Annotated in this window: 13 protein-coding genes and 2 pseudogenes; 12 read left to right on the forward strand and 3 right to left on the reverse strand. The window is 69.7% G+C overall.

The genetic code is table 11. The features are described from left to right. Nucleotides 1-91: 91 nt before the first annotated feature. The 4 genes and pseudogenes from ACFV7R_RS35175 to ACFV7R_RS35190 form a co-directional block, all read left to right on the forward strand. Nucleotides 92-472 (forward strand): annotated as a pseudogene (locus ACFV7R_RS35175) (transposase); the annotation flags it as partial. 120 nt (nt 473-592) lie between these two features. Continuing rightward, the gene (locus tag ACFV7R_RS35180) at nt 593-1,162 is read left to right on the forward strand and encodes a YrhB domain-containing protein (protein ID WP_385270943.1); all 570 of its coding nucleotides are present in this window, start codon (nt 593-595) and stop codon (nt 1,160-1,162) included. Between the two features lie 171 nt (nt 1,163-1,333). Beyond that, a pseudogene (locus ACFV7R_RS35185) lies at nt 1,334-1,768 on the forward strand (LuxR C-terminal-related transcriptional regulator); the annotation flags it as partial. A 304-nt stretch (nt 1,769-2,072) separates the two neighbouring features. After that, nucleotides 2,073-2,468 carry a VOC family protein gene (locus tag ACFV7R_RS35190; RefSeq protein ID WP_385270946.1) on the forward strand — a complete coding sequence of 132 codons (396 nt, stop codon included), beginning with the start codon at nt 2,073-2,075 and terminating at the stop codon, nt 2,466-2,468. Between the two features lie 62 nt (nt 2,469-2,530). Here the strand turns inward: ACFV7R_RS35190 and ACFV7R_RS35195 are convergent, their stop codons facing one another. Both ACFV7R_RS35195 and ACFV7R_RS35200 read right to left on the reverse strand, forming a co-directional pair. Continuing rightward, nucleotides 2,531-3,649 (reverse strand): hypothetical protein, encoded by a 1,119-nt coding sequence (locus ACFV7R_RS35195; RefSeq protein ID WP_385270949.1) that lies wholly within the window; start codon nt 3,647-3,649, stop codon nt 2,531-2,533. 71 nt (nt 3,650-3,720) lie between these two features. Beyond that, on the reverse strand, nt 3,721-4,803 hold the full coding sequence (locus ACFV7R_RS35200) for an IS110 family transposase (RefSeq protein ID WP_385270952.1): 1,083 nt from the start codon (nt 4,801-4,803) through the stop codon (nt 3,721-3,723). Between the two features lie 1,247 nt (nt 4,804-6,050). On the opposite strand from ACFV7R_RS35200, the gene ACFV7R_RS35205 reads away from it, so the two are divergent. Both ACFV7R_RS35205 and ACFV7R_RS35210 read left to right on the forward strand, forming a co-directional pair. After that, nucleotides 6,051-7,355: a hypothetical protein gene (locus ACFV7R_RS35205; RefSeq protein WP_385270955.1), complete on the forward strand. Its 1,305-nt coding sequence runs from the start codon at nt 6,051-6,053 to the stop codon at nt 7,353-7,355. 329 nt (nt 7,356-7,684) lie between these two features. Next, nucleotides 7,685-8,407 (forward strand): IS6 family transposase, encoded by a 723-nt coding sequence (locus ACFV7R_RS35210; protein ID WP_385270958.1) that lies wholly within the window; start codon nt 7,685-7,687, stop codon nt 8,405-8,407. 281 nt (nt 8,408-8,688) lie between these two features. Here the strand turns inward: ACFV7R_RS35210 and ACFV7R_RS35215 are convergent, their stop codons facing one another. Continuing rightward, the gene (locus tag ACFV7R_RS35215) at nt 8,689-9,345 is read right to left on the reverse strand and encodes a TetR/AcrR family transcriptional regulator (protein WP_385270961.1); all 657 of its coding nucleotides are present in this window, start codon (nt 9,343-9,345) and stop codon (nt 8,689-8,691) included. 212 nt (nt 9,346-9,557) lie between these two features. Here ACFV7R_RS35215 and ACFV7R_RS35220 point away from each other — a divergent pair, with 212 nt between their 5' ends. The 6 genes from ACFV7R_RS35220 (at nt 9,558) to ACFV7R_RS35245 (ending at nt 16,593) form a co-directional block, all read left to right on the forward strand. Further along, nucleotides 9,558-11,240 (forward strand): class I adenylate-forming enzyme family protein, encoded by a 1,683-nt coding sequence (locus ACFV7R_RS35220; protein WP_385270964.1) that lies wholly within the window; start codon nt 9,558-9,560, stop codon nt 11,238-11,240. A gap of 3 nt (nt 11,241-11,243) precedes the next feature. Beyond that, nucleotides 11,244-12,050 (forward strand): SDR family oxidoreductase, encoded by an 807-nt coding sequence (locus ACFV7R_RS35225; RefSeq protein ID WP_385270967.1) that lies wholly within the window; start codon nt 11,244-11,246, stop codon nt 12,048-12,050. Nucleotides 12,051-12,083: 33 nt separating this feature from the next. Next, nucleotides 12,084-13,319 carry an acyl-CoA dehydrogenase family protein gene (locus tag ACFV7R_RS35230; protein WP_385270970.1) on the forward strand — a complete coding sequence of 412 codons (1,236 nt, stop codon included), beginning with the start codon at nt 12,084-12,086 and terminating at the stop codon, nt 13,317-13,319. Further along, a complete protein-coding gene (locus tag ACFV7R_RS35235) occupies nt 13,319-14,404 on the forward strand; it encodes a phosphotransferase family protein (protein ID WP_385270973.1) in 1,086 nt (361 codons plus the stop codon). The genes ACFV7R_RS35230 and ACFV7R_RS35235 overlap by 1 nt, the downstream gene beginning before the upstream one ends. A gap of 87 nt (nt 14,405-14,491) precedes the next feature. Further along, nucleotides 14,492-15,811, forward strand: a complete 1,320-nt coding sequence (locus ACFV7R_RS35240) for an MFS transporter (protein ID WP_385270976.1) — start codon at nt 14,492-14,494, stop codon at nt 15,809-15,811. A gap of 311 nt (nt 15,812-16,122) precedes the next feature. Further along, a complete protein-coding gene (locus ACFV7R_RS35245) occupies nt 16,123-16,593 on the forward strand; it encodes a hypothetical protein (protein ID WP_385270979.1) in 471 nt (156 codons plus the stop codon). The last annotated feature ends 72 nt before the right edge of the window (nt 16,594-16,665 follow it).

Raw genomic sequence — 16,665 nt, forward strand, 5'->3', positions numbered from 1 at the left:
CACGCGCGCCGAACCGAAGACCACCTTCGCCCCCGACTCACCGATCCGATCATGGACTCATTACCCGGCCAAGGCTGCGTGACGAGCCACTAGCATGCCCGGCATCGGTCCGCTGCTGGGCGCCGAGTTCCTCGCCGCGATCGGCAGCGACCCCGCGGACTTCGCGAACCCGGACGCGCTCGCGGCTTTCGCCGGCCTCGCTCCGGCCCCGCACGATTCCGGGAAGCGGAACGGCAACCTGCACCGACCCCGTCACTATCATCGGGGTCTCCAGCGAGTCTTCTACATGTCCGCCCTGATGAGCGTCCGCTACGACCCCAACTCCAGGACCTTTTACGACCGCAAGCGGGCTGAAGGCAAACGCCATACCCAGGCCGTGATCGCCCTCGCCCGCCGCAGAATCAACGTGCTGTGGGCCCTGATCCGGGACCGACGCCTCTACGAAATTGCACCACCCCAGCCCACCGGTTAGCCGTCGGCTCCAGAGGCGACATGTCCGGAGACGTTCGCGCAGTTCACTGGCGCTCACCCCGCTCGCTGGGAGCACGAAAAACTACTCGTCGGCGGAGGGGCCGTAGGGGATGCTGCACGCGTGATTGAGCGAGAAGCCGCGGTTCGCATCGTCGAGGAAGAGCTGGACCGCGAGTACCAGAAGTGCTCGGCTCGCGGCGTGGACTTGACGCGCGTGACCGTGGTGGATGTCGAGGAGCACGAGCTGGTGTGGATCGTCTACTGGCAGTCCGAGGAGTTCGTGCGCACGCGGAACCCCGGTGCCATGCTGGCCGGCAATGGACCGTATCTGGTCGACCGCGTCGACGGAGGGCTGCACCAGATCGGAGTTGTCTCCGCCTTGGGCGGGGAGTGGGAGGCCGACTACCGTGCTCGCATCCGCGGGCTGGCCATCCGGACCGCAGTACACGATCTACACGATGAGCTACGCGAAGTCGCCGCCGCGCGCGGGCGCATGCATGCCGGGCGCACCCTACGTCAGAGGCTGCCGGTGCTATCCCCGGCGCAGGCCCTCGAGTACGTGAGCACGTTGCTGGACGGCGATGCCCCAGCCCACCTTGTGTCGGTCGCCGTCGAGCAACTCGTTGAACCCATCAACCCGGTGCTCGCCGTGCAGACCATCCGGCAGGGAAACTCCAGCCAGCCGACGTGACTCGCGAGGGTTGACTTCTCCATTGGGAAGCCACTCCGAGCTCCACAGTTGGCCGGAGGACAGCGATCGATTCGGTTATCTGATGTCGGTTTCGCTGAAGTCAACCACAATGCCGGGTTCGACGGCTGTGCTGGGCTTGTGGAGGTGAGGGCCCGATTCAGCGCCTACGAGCTCACGCTGTCCGTCTTCGACCTCGACGAGTACGCGTACGAGGGCCCGCGCGCCGGCGCCAGCGGTTTCCTGCTCAAGGACGCCCGCCCGGAGGAGATCGTGGCCGGTATCCATGCGGTGGCCACCGACGACGCCGTCGTGGCCCCGAGCCTGACCCGCCGCCTGCTCGACACGTACGCCCACCAGGTCCTCGCGCCCTCCGACACCGCCGCACCCGAGGACCCCCGGCTGCGGGCGCTCAGCGACCGCGAACGCGAGGTGCTGACCGCCATCGGTCAGGGCTGGAACAACGCCGAGATCGCCGAACACCTCGTGCTCACCGAGTCCACGGTGAAGAAGCACGTCAGCCGGGTCCTCGCCAAGATCGGCGCCCGCGACCGCATCCAGGCCGTGATCACGGCCTACGACACCGGACTGGTCAGCACCAAGCCGTAGGCGCTGCGGCAGCGCGAGCCCGGTGGTACCGCGGTACCAGGAGACGGACGGTAGGGGCGCGGGCACCCCGGCCGCCTCGGGGGCGACCCCGGGAATGTCCCCGGGATGGTCGGCGCCGGCGCTCATCCCTGACCCGCATTGTTCGGCCGGACGGTTGCGGGCCGGCCTCTCCCGACCTCCAGTCGTCGCTCCCGTCACCCTGGATGATCGATTCCAAGGGTCAGTGGTCGTAGCGATCCCGGACTTGCCGGGCGGGCGGCGCGGCCCCATAGGCTGAGCCCCGTCCGCACCATCTGAGAGAGACATGACAAATAGGTTCACCGAGTTGGTTGTCGACTGCCACGATCCGGAGAGACTCGCGGCCTTTTGGTGCGAGGTCCTGGACTTCAAGGTGATCGACCGGAGCGAGGGCAAGGTCGAGATCGGCTCCTGGGAGCCGACCGTCGAGGAGGTCCGGGCCCGCCAGATGCCGCCCACCCTGCTGTTCATCCAGGTGCCCGAGGGCAAGACCGTGAAGAACCGGCTCCACCTCGACGTCAGCCCGATCGACGGCAGCACCGACGACGAGGTGACCAGACTGCTCGGCCTCGGCGCCACCAAGACGGATGTGGGCCAAGGCCCAGACCGAAGCTGGGTGGTCATGGCCGACCCCGAGGGCAACGAGTTCGACGTCCTGCGCACCCTGGCACCGCCCAACTAGATGATCGATCCCAGGGTTACTGAATGCCATGAAACCGGGGGGCCTCCCCGGTTTCATGGCATTCAGTAGTGCAGGCGGCGGACGGCCTGGGCCTCGGCGCGTTCCACGGCGCTGCGACCGTGGGTGTGCACCAGGGCCAAGTGGAACAGAGCCGGGGTGACCGGGGCCCATCGACGGACGCGGTCCGGGCGCAGCAGGTAGCGAACCACGTCTGCCGGGCGGAACGGCACGTACTCGATGCTCTGGTGCTCCCACCGGTCAGCCACGCCGCGCGAGATGCGAGACCGCAGGGCGTCGCCGGTCAGATCAGTGAGGTGCGCGGTGAAGTGGGCGCTCCACTGCCGCCGTTCCACGTCCAGGACGAAGGCCAGCATCGTGAGTGTGTAGTCGTGCGGCTCCAGGGAGAGCTCCTCGCGCATGCCGCGGCGCGCGACGTCATGCAAGTCGGGCGCGTTGCGGCCGGCCGAGTCGATGTGCCGGGAGAGTCCCTCGTTCACGGAGGAGCCCCACAACCCCGGCCCGGAGCGCACGTTTTCGGCTCGCTGGCTGACGACGAGCAGGTGGTCGGCGGTGACCACGGCCACGTTCACGCCGAAGCTGCATTGCAGGAAGGCGGGGGCGTCCAGGGGGTGGTCAGGGTCGAGGTAGCGCCCGCGCGGGGTGGTTCCGTCGGGGAGCCTGCGATCGAGCTGCTGTGCCGCGAGGAAGGTGAAGTAGTCGGTGGGGCGCAGCCGCAGTCGGACGTCTGCATGTTCTTCGAGCGCGGTGCGGGAGATCTCCAGGCCCTCCACGGCGTACCGGGGGCCGTTCCAGATGCGCACCCGGGTACCGGATGCCTCCGCCTGCTCCTCCGCCGCCTCGATCTCTGCCCGCCACGGCACCATCTCCTCGGGAAGAACCACCTCGCCGTCCAGTACCTGGACCCGGACCGCCTCCGGCGCGATGGCCTGCACACCGTCGCCCTCGACGACGAGCGCCGAGGTGTGGAGTGGCCCGATCGAGAAGGTCGACCATGTGGAGACCAAGGCGTTGTCCTGACGGTACGTCAGGCTGCGTACGGCGGTGGCGGATCGGCGACGGATCCTGAACCAGGCGTTCTGGAGCGGTTGTTGGAACAGTATGGCGAAGATGATGCCGAAGATGGCCCCGACTATCCCATTGGCAAGATCGATTCCGGTCACAGGTCCGCAGCGTATAGCTGCGCGTGAAGGGCCGCAGCCAGCGAGGCAGTCCCCGAGGCTGCTATATCGAGTCAAGCTGCTTGGGGAAGATCTTCGAGGTTCGCTCCGCTGTCGTGGTTGGAGCGTTCGAGGATCTTGAAAAATTGACGGCAGATAGCACGCTTGAGGCACCGCTGGGCGTCGCGGGAGGTCTTGCCCTCGGCGACCCTGCGGGTGACGTACGTCTTCGTGGCCGGGTCCAGCCGCATCCGGATCAGCGTGATGGTGTGCAGTGCCCGGTTGAGCTGTCGGTCGCCGCTGCGGTTGATTCGGTGCCGGTTGGTCAGTCCTGAGGAGGCCGGGATCGGCGAGACGCCGGCAAAGGAGGCGAGCGCTGCCTCGGACCGGAATCGGCCAGGGTGCGACCAGCTGACCAGCACCTGAGCGGCGGTTATCGGCCCGACGCCGAGTAGATCGAGGAGTTCAGGCGCCAACTGGCGTACCAGGCTGAGGATCTCGTACTCCAGTGCCTTGGCCTCGGCCTGCAGGGCCTGGATGCGCTGGGCCGTGGAACGCAGGGCCCGTGCGGTCATCCGGTGCTCGACGCCGTGCGTCGGGCGATCTCGAAGTTGAGCGCAATGGGTGACCTGGGCGGGGCGCTTGAGCTTTCGTAGCTCGGATCGGAGGTCGTCGGGTGCGGACACGATCAGTGCCTTGAGCTGGTTGATCGCGGCCGTGGAGGCCAGGACCGCTCCGTGGCGGGTGGCGAGCAGGACTCGAAGAGCCTCACGTTCTCCACGGAGACGGGGCTGGATCAGATGCTCGCTGGCGAGGGCTTCCTTGGCTGCCCGGATGGCGTCGAGCATGTCGGTCTTGCGTCCGCCGCGAACGGCGGGTCGCTTGGGCCGCAGCACCTCGACGACCTGTTCGCCGGCCTGGTCGAGGAAGGCGGCCAGCCCGGCGCCGAAGCTGCCGACGCCCTCCAGCGCCCAGCAGCGGCGGCCGGGGACATGCTGTCGGGCGAAGTCCAGGAGGTGACGGTAGCCGCGGGCGTTCGCCGGGCAATCCGTGGTGGCCAGGACGGCCCCGATCGGGGACACGGATGCGGCGGCGAGGGTGTCGCGGTGGGTGTCGACGCCGATGACGCCGTCGACCTGTTCTGCGAGCATGGTCATGCGGTTGTTCTCCTTCAGGGGCTGGACAGCCGTGGTCGGTGTCGGCCTGGGTGGAGTCACCGCGTGGCAGAACTGTGATGAGTCACGTCGAGATGGCGGACAAGCTGCTGATCAAGCCAACGGGGTGGGCCAGGCCGACGCCGACGTCCGGCAGACATCTCGGGGGCACGGCAAGCTCTGACGAGCCGCCAATTACCTTGTGGGTCATGCCGGAACGTCGGCGCCGAGCCTGGCAGCAGCCCAACCCGGGCCGCATCTCGACTATCACAATTACCTTCTTGTACCTTCTTGGCGGCCCCGCAACACGACGCCCGGCCTCCGGGACCGGTATGACTGCTCCCCTGGCGGTCGGCCGATCCTGTTGACCGGAATGACCTGGTCGCCTTCGTGATCCCTTGGGCCCAGAGCTCGCCATCATGGCTGCACCACATGAAGATCGCTTCCCGCGTGCCGGTGATCGTTCCCCGTAGCTGGTGACCTGAGCCTGCCGACTGGCCGCGAGGTATCGCGGCGGCATCCAGCGGGTCGAGGTCACGTCGGCGCGTCGGCTGTGTGGGTGTACACGCGGAGAGGGTCGAGTGCAGTTCGTGTAGTCCCAGAAGGTCCGCGACGAAGGCGGCCACGAGTGTCCCGCAAGGGCATGCCATGTTGGGGCCTCCGTTCCGAGCGACCCACAGCAACCCTGGTGGTGAACGTTCACTGAATTCCTGGGCCCTGCAAATGCCACGCCGGTCATGCCAGGCGGCATGAGGAGTGCGCGGTCTCAGTAAGAGGCTCCCCTACCGCTCGGGGGCGGTGGCGTAGTGGCCCCATGGGCGGTGGAGGGCGCAAGCCGGGTGTTGCAGTTGCGGTCCTTGTGCGTTCCACCGGACATTGGCGAATTCTCCCGGTCTCGTACCACCAGAACTGCATTCGCGACCAAAGTCCGCCCGCTGGGCCACGGCTACTGCCGCACCCGCGCCCGCTGGGCGGTAGCCGACGGCGCCGCGCACTGGAACTCCGAGCTCAACAGGGGGCCTGGTCGGGCTGCTCTACCCAGAGTGCCAAACGCCCAAGGAGAACGCCGAGGCGGAGGTGAACGCGGCAGCGGCTGCCACACCGCAGCTGTCCTCGACAGGGGTTGCCCATGATCGCCGCTCCCACCCTGCAACGCCAGGAAATCGTCGGGTCGTTGTCAGCGCCAGGCCCTAGGGTTGGCCTCTCGATCGCACGGAGCGGTCGACGCGTATCAAGGGGAGATTACGCACTTGCGCATACGAAGATTCGCGGGGGGAACGGCACTCGCCACCATCACCGCGTCAGTGACCCTGCTCGCCAGCCCGAGCCCGGCCCAGGCCCTGGACAGCATCGTGCTCCCGGTGACCTCGCACTGGCAGACCCTCGCCGACAGCCAGCACGTCTACGTCTCTGCCCCCGGTCAGGACGCCGTGGTGGCCACCGACCACAACGGACAGGTGATCAAGACCGTCGAAGGGCTCGACGGGGCCCGCGGCATGACACTCACGGCCGATGAGTCCCACCTGTATGTCGCCCTCCCTGAGGCCGACGCCATCGCGGAGATCGACACCACCACCCTGACCGAAACCCGTCGCTTTCCTACCGGGACGGACACCGAGCCGGAGAATCTCGCCCTCGCCGGGGGGCGGTTGTGGTTCTCTTACCAGGCGACCGTCTTCGACGCCGGCATCGGGTCCATCACCGTCGCTGAGACCGCACCGGCCGTCGATCTGGACGACAACCCAGTGTGGTACGGGAAACCCCGGCTCGCCTCGTCACCGGGCGCGCCCGACCGGCTGGTCGCCGCGGAAAGCGCAGGTGGGGCGGGGATGCGGGTGTACGACGTGGCGTCCGGCACCGCCGAGGAGATTGCCTACACCGACGGCGTCGGCGACGTCGAGGACCTGGCCATCACGCCGGACGGTCGCAGCGCAATCACCGCGAACGGCAGCACCTACTACCACCAGCGGTGGGCGCTGTCAGACCTGGCAGAGGAAGCTCCGTACGACACGGGGGCCTACCCCAACGCCGTCTCCATCGCCGCCGACGGCACCGTGGCCGCGGGTGTCGTGGCCTCCGGGGAATGGGACATCTTCATCTACCGGCCCGGTGAGACCACCCCGTTCCGCACGGTTTCGCTGAAGTACGGCTATGCGGAGCTGCGGGACCGGGGAGTGGCCTGGGCGCCGGACGGCAGTCGCCTGTTCGGCACCCGTTTCACGTACGCTGGCGAGGTCATCCTCGACATCATCACCGATGTGCACAAGGCGAACAGCAACATCGTCCTCACCGCGCCTGAGACCTGCCCCCACGGCCAGCCGGTGACGGTTAGTGGGAAGCTCACTTCCCTGGTGCCGTTCCCGAAAAACAAGGTAGTCACCGTCACGCGGTACAACGAGCCCATCGCAACGGTGAAGGTCAAGCCCGACGGCAGTTTCGCCTTCACCGACCTGCCGGCCGACTACATGAGCTATGCCGAGTACGTCGTCACCTACGCGGGCGACGAGACGCACGCACCCGGCAAAGCCACCGTAACAGTGGAGATCATCCCGTAGGCAGCTGATCCGTCTGGGACCGGGCGGTCAACGCCCGGCCCCGGTACTCCTTCTGCGCCAACGGCTGCAGCCACAGCTGGCACCAACTGGCCACCAGCCAACATGGTCATCGGTAGGTTCATACGCGAGAGGACGAGTGCGGCGGGTGTCCGGAGGCGCACAGGCGGCTTTGACGGAGCTGTGGCAGCAGCGTTGGCCCAATTGTCCTCCGGTTGGGTACAAGCTCCGTGACCCATATCGGGATGTCTGGGTGCGCTTTCACAGGCACTGTCACGTTGGCTAACGGCGTGAGATGGTCTCCAAGTTGATAACCCTCGGGAGGGGGTCGTGTGTGGCGGGCACGCGGCCGTCGCACCAAGGGCCACCGGTACCCGGTGGGGATCATCTCCCACTGCGTGGGGCTGTACTTCCGGTTCCCGCTCGGCTTCCGCGGGGTCGAGGAGCTGATGCTCGAGCGCGGCGTCGTCGTCTCCTATGAGACGGTCCGCCGGTGGTGCCGGAAATTCGGGCGGTCCTGCGCCGACGCGCTGTGCCGACGCCGCCCCGGGCCAGGCGATGAAGGGCGTCTGGACGAGGTCTTCGTCAAGATCAACGGCAAGCGGAAGTACCTGTGGCGCGCGGTGGACCAGGACGGCAACGTCCTGGACATCCTGGTCCAGAGCCGTCGCGACAAGGATGCGGCCAGGCGTTTCTTCCGGAGGCTGATGAAGAAGACCCGGTCGGTGCCCCGCGTGATCGTGACCGACAAGCTCCGGTCCTACGGTGCCGCCCACCGCGAGGTGATGCCCTCGGTCGGGCACCGCTCCCACAAGGGCCTGAACAACCGGGCCGAGAACTCCCACCAGCCCACCCGGCAGCGCGAACGCGCGAGGAAGGGATTTTGCAGCGCCGGCGCAGCCCAACGGTTCCTGTCCGCCTTCAGCGGCATCTCACCCCACTTCCGACCCTCACGCCACCTGATGACCGCCACCGAACACCGCCTCGAGATGACCATCCGCTTCACCCTCTGGGACCAGATCACCGGCGTCGTCGGCCAGCCCACCAGGGCCTGACCCCAAGACTGCCACCCGGCCCGACCCGCGCTGACGCGACCTCAGACACCTCACACCCTCAACAACGTGACAACGCCTCTTGCGGGCATTGCCAAGTCGAGCGGGCGGCCTCTGTGTGATCAAGTTGACAAAGCCCGCGCCCGGCGCGTCCGTCACCGTCCGGCGGTGATACCCGTGCACCTTCGCCGTCGGCGTCCCGCCGTGCCCCCACCGCCCGCGAGGACATCGTCGTCCACGGCGAGTGATGATCTGTGGGTTTGCCAGTGTGCGTCGGGAGTGGGTCAGGCCGCGCCGACCGTCATGCGGGTCATGGTGCGGTAGCGGGCGGCCAGTTCCGGGGGTGCGAGTTCGCCGCCTGCGCGGTACCACTGAGCCACCGCAGTGCACATCGTGACGATCGCCCGGCTGACCTCGCGCGGGTACGCCGTCGTGAACGCCCCTCGCGCCACGCCCTCCTCGATCACTGCGTCCATCAGCCGCTGCTGCCGGTCGCGGGCCTCGATGTAGGTGGTGCGGTCGTCGCCGAGCAGGCTGCGGATCTCACTCGCCGCGATGAACGCCAGGTCCCGCCGGTGAGCGTGGAACAGCACCAGGCATTCCACCAGCAGGTCCAGCCGCCGCCCGACGTCCGGCCCGGCCTCCTCCAGCGCCGCCGTGCTGCGCTCCCACAGCTCCGCCATCGCCCGGGTGACGATCCCGACCAGCAGCGCCTGCTTCGACGGGTAGTGGTGGTACACCCCCGGCACCGACAGGTCGGCCCGCGCGGCCACCTCCCGGATCGTGGTGCCGTGGTAGCCCTGCTCCACGAAGCAGGCCAGCGCGGCCCGCAGGATGGGCGGCAGGCCGCTGCTCGTGTAGAGCCTCCAGTCCGCCGCGGCGCCGGCGTCGTCATCGCCGGTCACGGCAGCTCCGCCGGTCGCGGTGTCGGCTTTGGTCACTGCTCTCCTCGCCCACGTGCGCTCGCGTCAGTGCGTCAGTTCGGTACGTCAGTATGCATTGCCGCCCCGCCCGCTCCGCCGGGTGATCGCGGCGCGACCCCTTGACACGCTGCCGCGCCCTGTAGATCCTCACCTACAATACCGAGCGAGCGATCGGTCGGTGCATTGTCCAGTGTACCCGGAGCCGCCGGAGCGGGTGGAGGGAGCGGGAGATGTCGGTGCCCGAGGCGCGTCCGTGGCGGGAGCTGTACCCGGCCGCGGTCCCGACGGAGATGACGGTCGGCCACGGCTCCCTGGTGGCCGCGTGGCGGGCCCGGGTGGCGCGCGCCCCCGACGCCGTCGCCCTGCGCTACTTCGACGGCGCGCTGACGGCCGAGGAGGTGGACGCCGCCTCCGACGCGCTGGCCGCCGCCTTCGCCGCCCGTGGCACCCGGCGCGGCGACCGGGTCGGCGTCTATCTGCAGAACATCCCGCAGTACGCCCTGGTGCTGCTGGCCCTGTGGAAGCTGGGCGCCGCCGCGCTCCTCCTCAACCCGATGTACCGCCGCCACGAGCTGCGCCGCCTGATCGACGATGCCGGGGCCGTCGGCATCGTCTGTGCGGACACCGACGTCGAGGAGACCCGCGAGACCCTCGCCGGCAGCCCGGTGCGCTGGATGATCAGCACATCGGCGCTGGACTTCCAGACCCGCGACGACCCGCGCGTCTTCCCCTCGACCGAGCGCCCCGCTCCCGCCCCCGACGGCGACCTCGCCGCCCTGCTCCGCGCGTTCGCTGGTCGCCGCCCCGAGCCGGTGGACCTCACCCGTGACGACGTGGCCCTGCTGACGTACACCTCCGGCACCACCGGCCCGCCCAAGGGTGCCATGAACACCCACGGCAACGTCCTCAACGTGGCGCTCACCAACGCCGCCTGGGTCGATCTGGCCGACGGCGACGTGGTGTACGCGCTGGCCCCGCTCTTCCACATCACGGGGGCGGTGGTGAACGCGGCCATCTCACTGATCACCCGGACCACCCTGGTCTTCACCGGCCGCTTCCACCCCGAGGTGGCGCTGGACGCGCTCGCCGAGCACCGGGTCACCTTCATGGTCGGCTCGATCACCGCGTACAACGCGCTGTATGCGGTGGAGCACGCCGGGCCGGAGCACTTCGCCACCGCCAAGCACTTCTTCTCGGGCGGCGCCCCCATCCCGCCCGCCACCGTCGAACGGTTCCGGGACCGATTCGGCGTCTACATCCACAACGTCTACGGCATGACCGAGACCAGCTCCGCCGTCATCGCTGTGCCGCCCGGCGCCACCGCGCCGGTGCACCAGGCCGGCGGCACCCTCTCCATCGGCGTCCCGCTGCCCAACCTCACCGCCCGCGTCGTCGACGCGGGTGGCAATCCGCTGCCCCCCGGCGAGCAGGGTGAGCTCGAACTGAGCGGCCCACAGGTGGTGCCCGGCTACTGGCGGCAGCCCGCCGCCACCGAGCAGACCATGCCCGGCGGCCGGCTGCGCACCGGTGACGGCGCGATCATCGACGAGCGGGGGTGGGTCTTTCTCGTCGACCGGCTCAAGGACCAGATCAATGCCTCCGGTTACAAGGTCTGGCCGCGCGAGGTCGAGGACGCCCTCTACGAGCACCCGGCGGTGCACGAGGCCGCCGTGGTCGGGCAGCCGGACGACTACCGTGGCGAGACCGTCGTCGCGTACGTCTCGCTCAAGGCCGGTGCCACTGCCACCCCGGATGAGCTGATCGCCTTCACCCGCGACCGGCTGGCCGCGTACAAGCGCCCCACCGAGGTGCACATCCGTGCCGACCTCCCCAAGACCCAGAGCGGCAAGATCCGCCGCGCCGAACTGCGCCGGGCGGGCCGTGACCTCCCGGCCACCACGACGAAAGGCTGACCGGTGCGGCACCACCACACCGACCAAGACCAGGACACGGGGCAGGCACAGCGCCGCCTCGCCGGGCGCACCGCCGTCGTGACCGGCGCCAGCCGCGGCATCGGCCTCGCCATCGCCGAACGCCTGGTGGCCGAGGGCGCGCGGGTGTGCATCACCGCCCGCAAGCCCGAGCCGCTGCGCGAGGCCGCTGAGACGCTGCCCGCCGCCAGCGTGCTCACCGTGGCCGGCAAGGCGGACGACCCCGGGCACCGCGCCGAGGTCCTCGACACCGTGGCGCGGGAGTTCGGCGGCCTCGACATCCTGGTCAACAACGCCGGCATCAACCCCGCGTACGGCCCCGTCAGCGAGATCGGCCTCGACGTCGCCCGCAAGGTGCTGGAGGTCAACGTCCTCGCCACGCTCGCCTGGGTGCAGGCCGCCCTCGCCCACCCGGAGCTGCGCTTCGCCGAGCGCCGTGGCACCGTCGTCAACCTCTCCTCCGTCACCGGCGACACCCCTGCCCCCGGCATCGGCCTGTACGGCGTGAGCAAGGCCGCCGTCTCCCACCTCACCCGCACCCTGGCCGCCGAACTCGGCCCGGACGTCCGCGTCAACGCCGTCGCCCCGGCCGTGGTCAAAACCCGCTTCGCCCAGGCGCTCTACCAGGGCAGGGAGGAGGAGGTCGCCGCCGGCTACCCGATGCGGCGGCTCGGCGCCCCCGCCGACGTGGCCTCCGCCGTCGCCTATCTCGTCTCCGACGACGCCTCCTGGGTCACCGGCCACGTCCTCACCGTCGACGGCGGCCTCGCGGTCGCCGGCGGCACCGCCTGACTTGTGGCACCCGACCAGAGAAAGGACCCCAGCATGCCCTCCAGCCACCTGCCGCCCGAGGTCGAGGAGCTGCGCGAGCGCACCCGCCGCTTCATCCGCGAGGCCGTCATCGACGCCGAGCCCGTCCCCGGAGAGCGCCTGGAGAAGGCCACCCGCGACCGGCTGCAGGCCGCCGCCAAAGAGGCCGGGGTCTTCGCCCCGCATGTGCCGACCGAGTACGGGGGCCAGGGCCTGCCCATCGAGCACTGGTCACCGATCCTGCAGGAGGCGGGCTACTCGCCCATCGGCCCCAGCGTGCTCAACTGCATGGCCCCCGACGAGGGCAACATGCACATGCTCCACCTCATCGCCACCGAGGAGCAGAAGAAGCGCTACCTCGCCCCGCTCGCCGCCGGCGAGATCCGCTCCTGCTTCGGCATGACCGAGCCGCACCCGGGCGCCGGCTCCGACCCGGCGGCGCTGCGCACCACCGCCGTACCGGCCGGGGGCGGCTGGGTGATCAACGGGCACAAGCGGTTCATCAGCGGGGCCATCCGGGCCAGCTTCTGCATCGTGATGGCCCGCACCGCCGCGGTCGGGGACGCGCCCGACGGCGCCACCATGTTCCTCGTCGACATGACCAACCCCGGCATCCGCGTCGGCGCCCCCATCCACACCGTCGACCGCTACATCGACGGCGGCCACCCGCACGTCCACCTGGAGGACTGCTTCGTTCCTGACGACGCCGTCCTCGGCGAGGTCGGCCAGGGTTTCCGGTACGCGCAGGTGCGGCTCGGACCGGCCCGGCTCACCCACTGCATGCGCTGGCTGGGGCTGGCCCGGCGCGCCCTCGACATCGCCCTCGACCGGGCCGAGCGGCGGGAGCTGTTCGGCGCTCCGATGGCCTCGCTCGGCCTGGCGCAGAACCTCATCGCCGAGTCCGTCATCGACATCGAGACCTCCGACGCGATCATCACCAAGACAGCCGCGCTGCTGGCGAGCGACCCCACGGCCGGCTCCGCGCTGTCCTCGGTCGCCAAGGTGCACTGCTCGGAGGCGATCTTCCGGGTCATCGACCGAGCGGTGCAGCTGTGCGGCGGCGACGGCGTCTCCGACGGGCTGCCGCTGGCCCAGTACCTCAACGAGGTTCGCCCGTTCCGCATCTACGACGGCTCCACCGAGACTCACAAGTGGGCCATCGCCCGCCGCGCCGCCAAGCGGCGCCGCGCCGAGGTAGAGGCCGGAGAACGCTACCGGGGCACCGCCGTCGTCCGGGACGAGGACGCCTGATGCACACCATCCCTGACGGCATCGAGGTCGTCGCCGACCGGGCAGCCGCTGACCGGCTGGCCTCCCCGCCGCTGCTCATCGTCGACGAGGTCACCGACTTCCTCGACAAGCACGGCATCGGCCGCGGCCCCCTCACCTGGCGGCGCATCGGCGACGGGCACTCCAACGTCACGTATCTGATCCGGCGCGGCGACGCCTCCGTCGTACTGCGCCGCGGGCCACGCCCGCCGCTGCCCAAGTCCACCCACGACATGGTCCGCGAGGCCCGCATCCAGGAGGCCCTGCGCGGCCACGGAGCGCCGGTGCCGGAGATCCTCGCCGTCTGCGAGGACTACTCGGTGCTCGGAGTGCCCTTCTATCTGATGGAACATCTTGACGGCACCGTCATCACCAACGCCGTCCCCGCCCACCTCGACACCCCCAAGCGGCGCCGGGCCACCGGCCTGGCGGTCGTCGACACCCTCGTCGACCTGCACCGCATCGACGTGACCCGGGGCGAACTCGCCGCCTTCGGGCGGCCCGAGGGCTATCTGGCCCGGCAGGTGGAGCGCTTCGCGGGCCTGTGGGAGGTCAACACCACCCGCAACCTGCCGGCAGTGGCCCGGCTCGCCGACTGGCTCGGGCGCAACCTGCCGGGCAGCCAGGCCGCCGCGGTGGTGCACGGCGACTACCGCATGGGCAACCTGATGTTCGCGCCCGACGGCGCGCCCCGGCTGCTGGCCGTCCTCGACTGGGAGATGGCCACACTCGGCGACCCGCTGGCCGACCTCGGCTATCTCACCGCCACGTACGCCGAGGCGGGGCAGCCCGTCACCCCGCTCGAACTCACCCCAGTCACGCGTGAGGAGGGCTACCCGACCCGCGCCGAGCTGGCCCGGCGCTACCACGCCCGCATGGACCACCTCGACCTCACCCCCCTCCCCTGGTACCAGACGCTCGCGCTGTGGAAGGCGGCGATCTTCTGCGAGGCCATCTACACACGGTGGCTGCGCGGGGAGCGCCCGCACGACCGCACCTTCGGGCCGTCGCTGGAGGCGGGGGTGCCCCATCTACTGGAGACGGCCGCCGCCCACGCCGCCCGCTGACCGCGGCGCCCCTCACGCCGCGCCTCACCCCCCGGTCCCCTGTAACGCACCGCCCTTCCCCTGCCCGTTGAGAGCAAAGGAGCTCCCGTGAGCGACGCACAGACAAGGCTCGGAACACCGCCCCAATCCAGAGCCCAGACCGGACTCTCCCTGCGCGCCAAGCGCAAGTCCCTCATCGCCAGCACGGTCGGCAACGTCCTCGAGTGGTACGAGTGGAGCGCCTACGCCGTCTTCACGCCGTTCATCGCCGCCGCCATGTTCAACTCCGACGACTCGGTGTCGGCGCTGCTGTCCACCCTCGCGGTCTTCGCGGTCGGCTTCCTCATGCGGCCGCTCGGCGGCGTCGTCTTCGGCCGCGTCGCCGACCGGCGCGGGCGCAAGTTCGTGCTGGTCACCACCATGCTGATGATGGCCGGCGGCAGCCTCGTCATCGGCTTCCTGCCGTCGTACGCCTCCATCGGCGCCTGGGCCTCGCTGATCCTGCTGCTGGCCCGGGTGGTGCAGGGGTTCGCGCACGGCGGCGAGTCCGCCACCGCCAACACCTATGTGGCGGAGATCGCGCCCAGCCACCGGCGCGGCATGTGGGGCAGCATCGTCTTCGTCGCCATCTTCGGCGGCTCCGTTGTCGCCTACACCGTGGGCGGCGTGGTCACCTCCACGCTGGCGGAGAGCGCGGTCACCGACTGGGGCTGGCGCATCCCGTTCTTCCTCGGCGCGCTCCTCGCGCTGGCGGCGCTGTATCTGCGGCGCGGCATGGACGAGAGCGAGGTGTTCGCGGACGAGCAGTCGGGTGCGCAGGACGCCGACCGGCCGGTCTCCCGCAAGCAGGTGACCCGATCGGTGCTGCTCGTCATCCTGATGACCTCCGGCATCACCTCGGCCCACTACACCTGGACCTCGTACGTCTCCACCTACGCCATCACCCAGCAGGGCATGGACGCCGACGTCGCCTACTGGTGCTCGGTCGCGGCCCAGTGCATCGCGCTGGCGTCGCTGCCGCTGTGGGGATACGTCTCCGACCAGGTCGGCCGCCGGCCGATGATGATCACCTTCGCGGTGTTGATGACGGTGCTGCACATGCCGCTCACCGGGATGATCGGCTCGGCGGGCTGGACGCTCTTCGTCGCCGCCACGGTGGCGCTCGTCGTCGTGGCCATCCCGGGCGCACTGCTGTCGGCCACCATGTCGGAGACCTTCCCGACGAAGGTGCGCACCCAGGGCATCGGCTTCGCCTACTCCATCTCCGTCGCCCTCTTCGGCGGCACCGCCCCGTACCTCAACCAGCTCTTCATCGACCTGAAGATGGCGCAACTGTCCGAGATCTACATCATGGTGCTGTGCGTCTGCACCGGCATCGCCGTCTACCTGATGAAGGAAACCAAGGGCATCGAGCTGAAGGACGCCTGAGGCGCGCCCCACGGCGGCGGCCGGCCGGTACCCGGGCGCCGGTAGATTGCGGCGCATCGAGTTCGACCCAGACCGGCTCGTCCGAGCCTCGTTCCACCGGCTGTTCACCGCCACCGTCGTGCCCCGGGCCCATCACGTGGGTCTCCACGGTCGCCGGACGGTCGACGGGCGTTGTCAACTTGTTGAGTCCGTGGTTGCTTGATGCTGTGTCAGGGCGTGGTGGGCCTGGGGCGGCGCCCTGGGGCCGCGGCGGCCAGGCCGGTGGCCCCGAGCTTGTCCACCAGTGCCGGCTGTGGCTGTCCACGGCGACGTTGCGGTTCCTGACCGGCCTGCTGCGGGCGCATCTGAAGCGGATCACGTCGCGGTGGCGGGCGCTGCCGGCCGGGAGGATCGAGGTGATCGTGCTGGCCGCGCCGCGGCATGACCAGCGCCTCGCCGATCTCGCCGGCGGCAACAGCGTCTCGCGCACCACCGTGGATCGGTGGCTGAAGGAGATGATCGGGCTCTTGGCCGCGCGGGCTCCCAGGCTGGAGCAGGTCCTGGCGCGAATCGCCCGTTCGGGTGGCAGCGTTGTGCTGCTCGACGGGTCGCTGATACCCACGCAGCGCCGTGCGGGCATCCCGGCTGGTGTGGGCGCTGGTGGTCCTCAACCAGCACGAGATCGCCCGCTGACAGACGGTCTTCACCACAGACAAGCGCCGACGACCAGCACGAGCACCGCCTCACCCGCCCACGCCACCCCCGTGGCCTGCACGTTCAGGTTGAACACAGCTCAGTGGTGATGGCTTTGTCCCCGCTCGCACGCCTGGGACGGGAGCTTCCGGCCCCGCCCGACGCGCGCCGCCCAGAACGCG

The organism is Streptomyces sp. NPDC059866 (assembly GCF_042731325.1).
Lineage (GTDB): Bacteria > Actinomycetota > Actinomycetes > Streptomycetales > Streptomycetaceae > Streptomyces > Streptomyces flavusporus.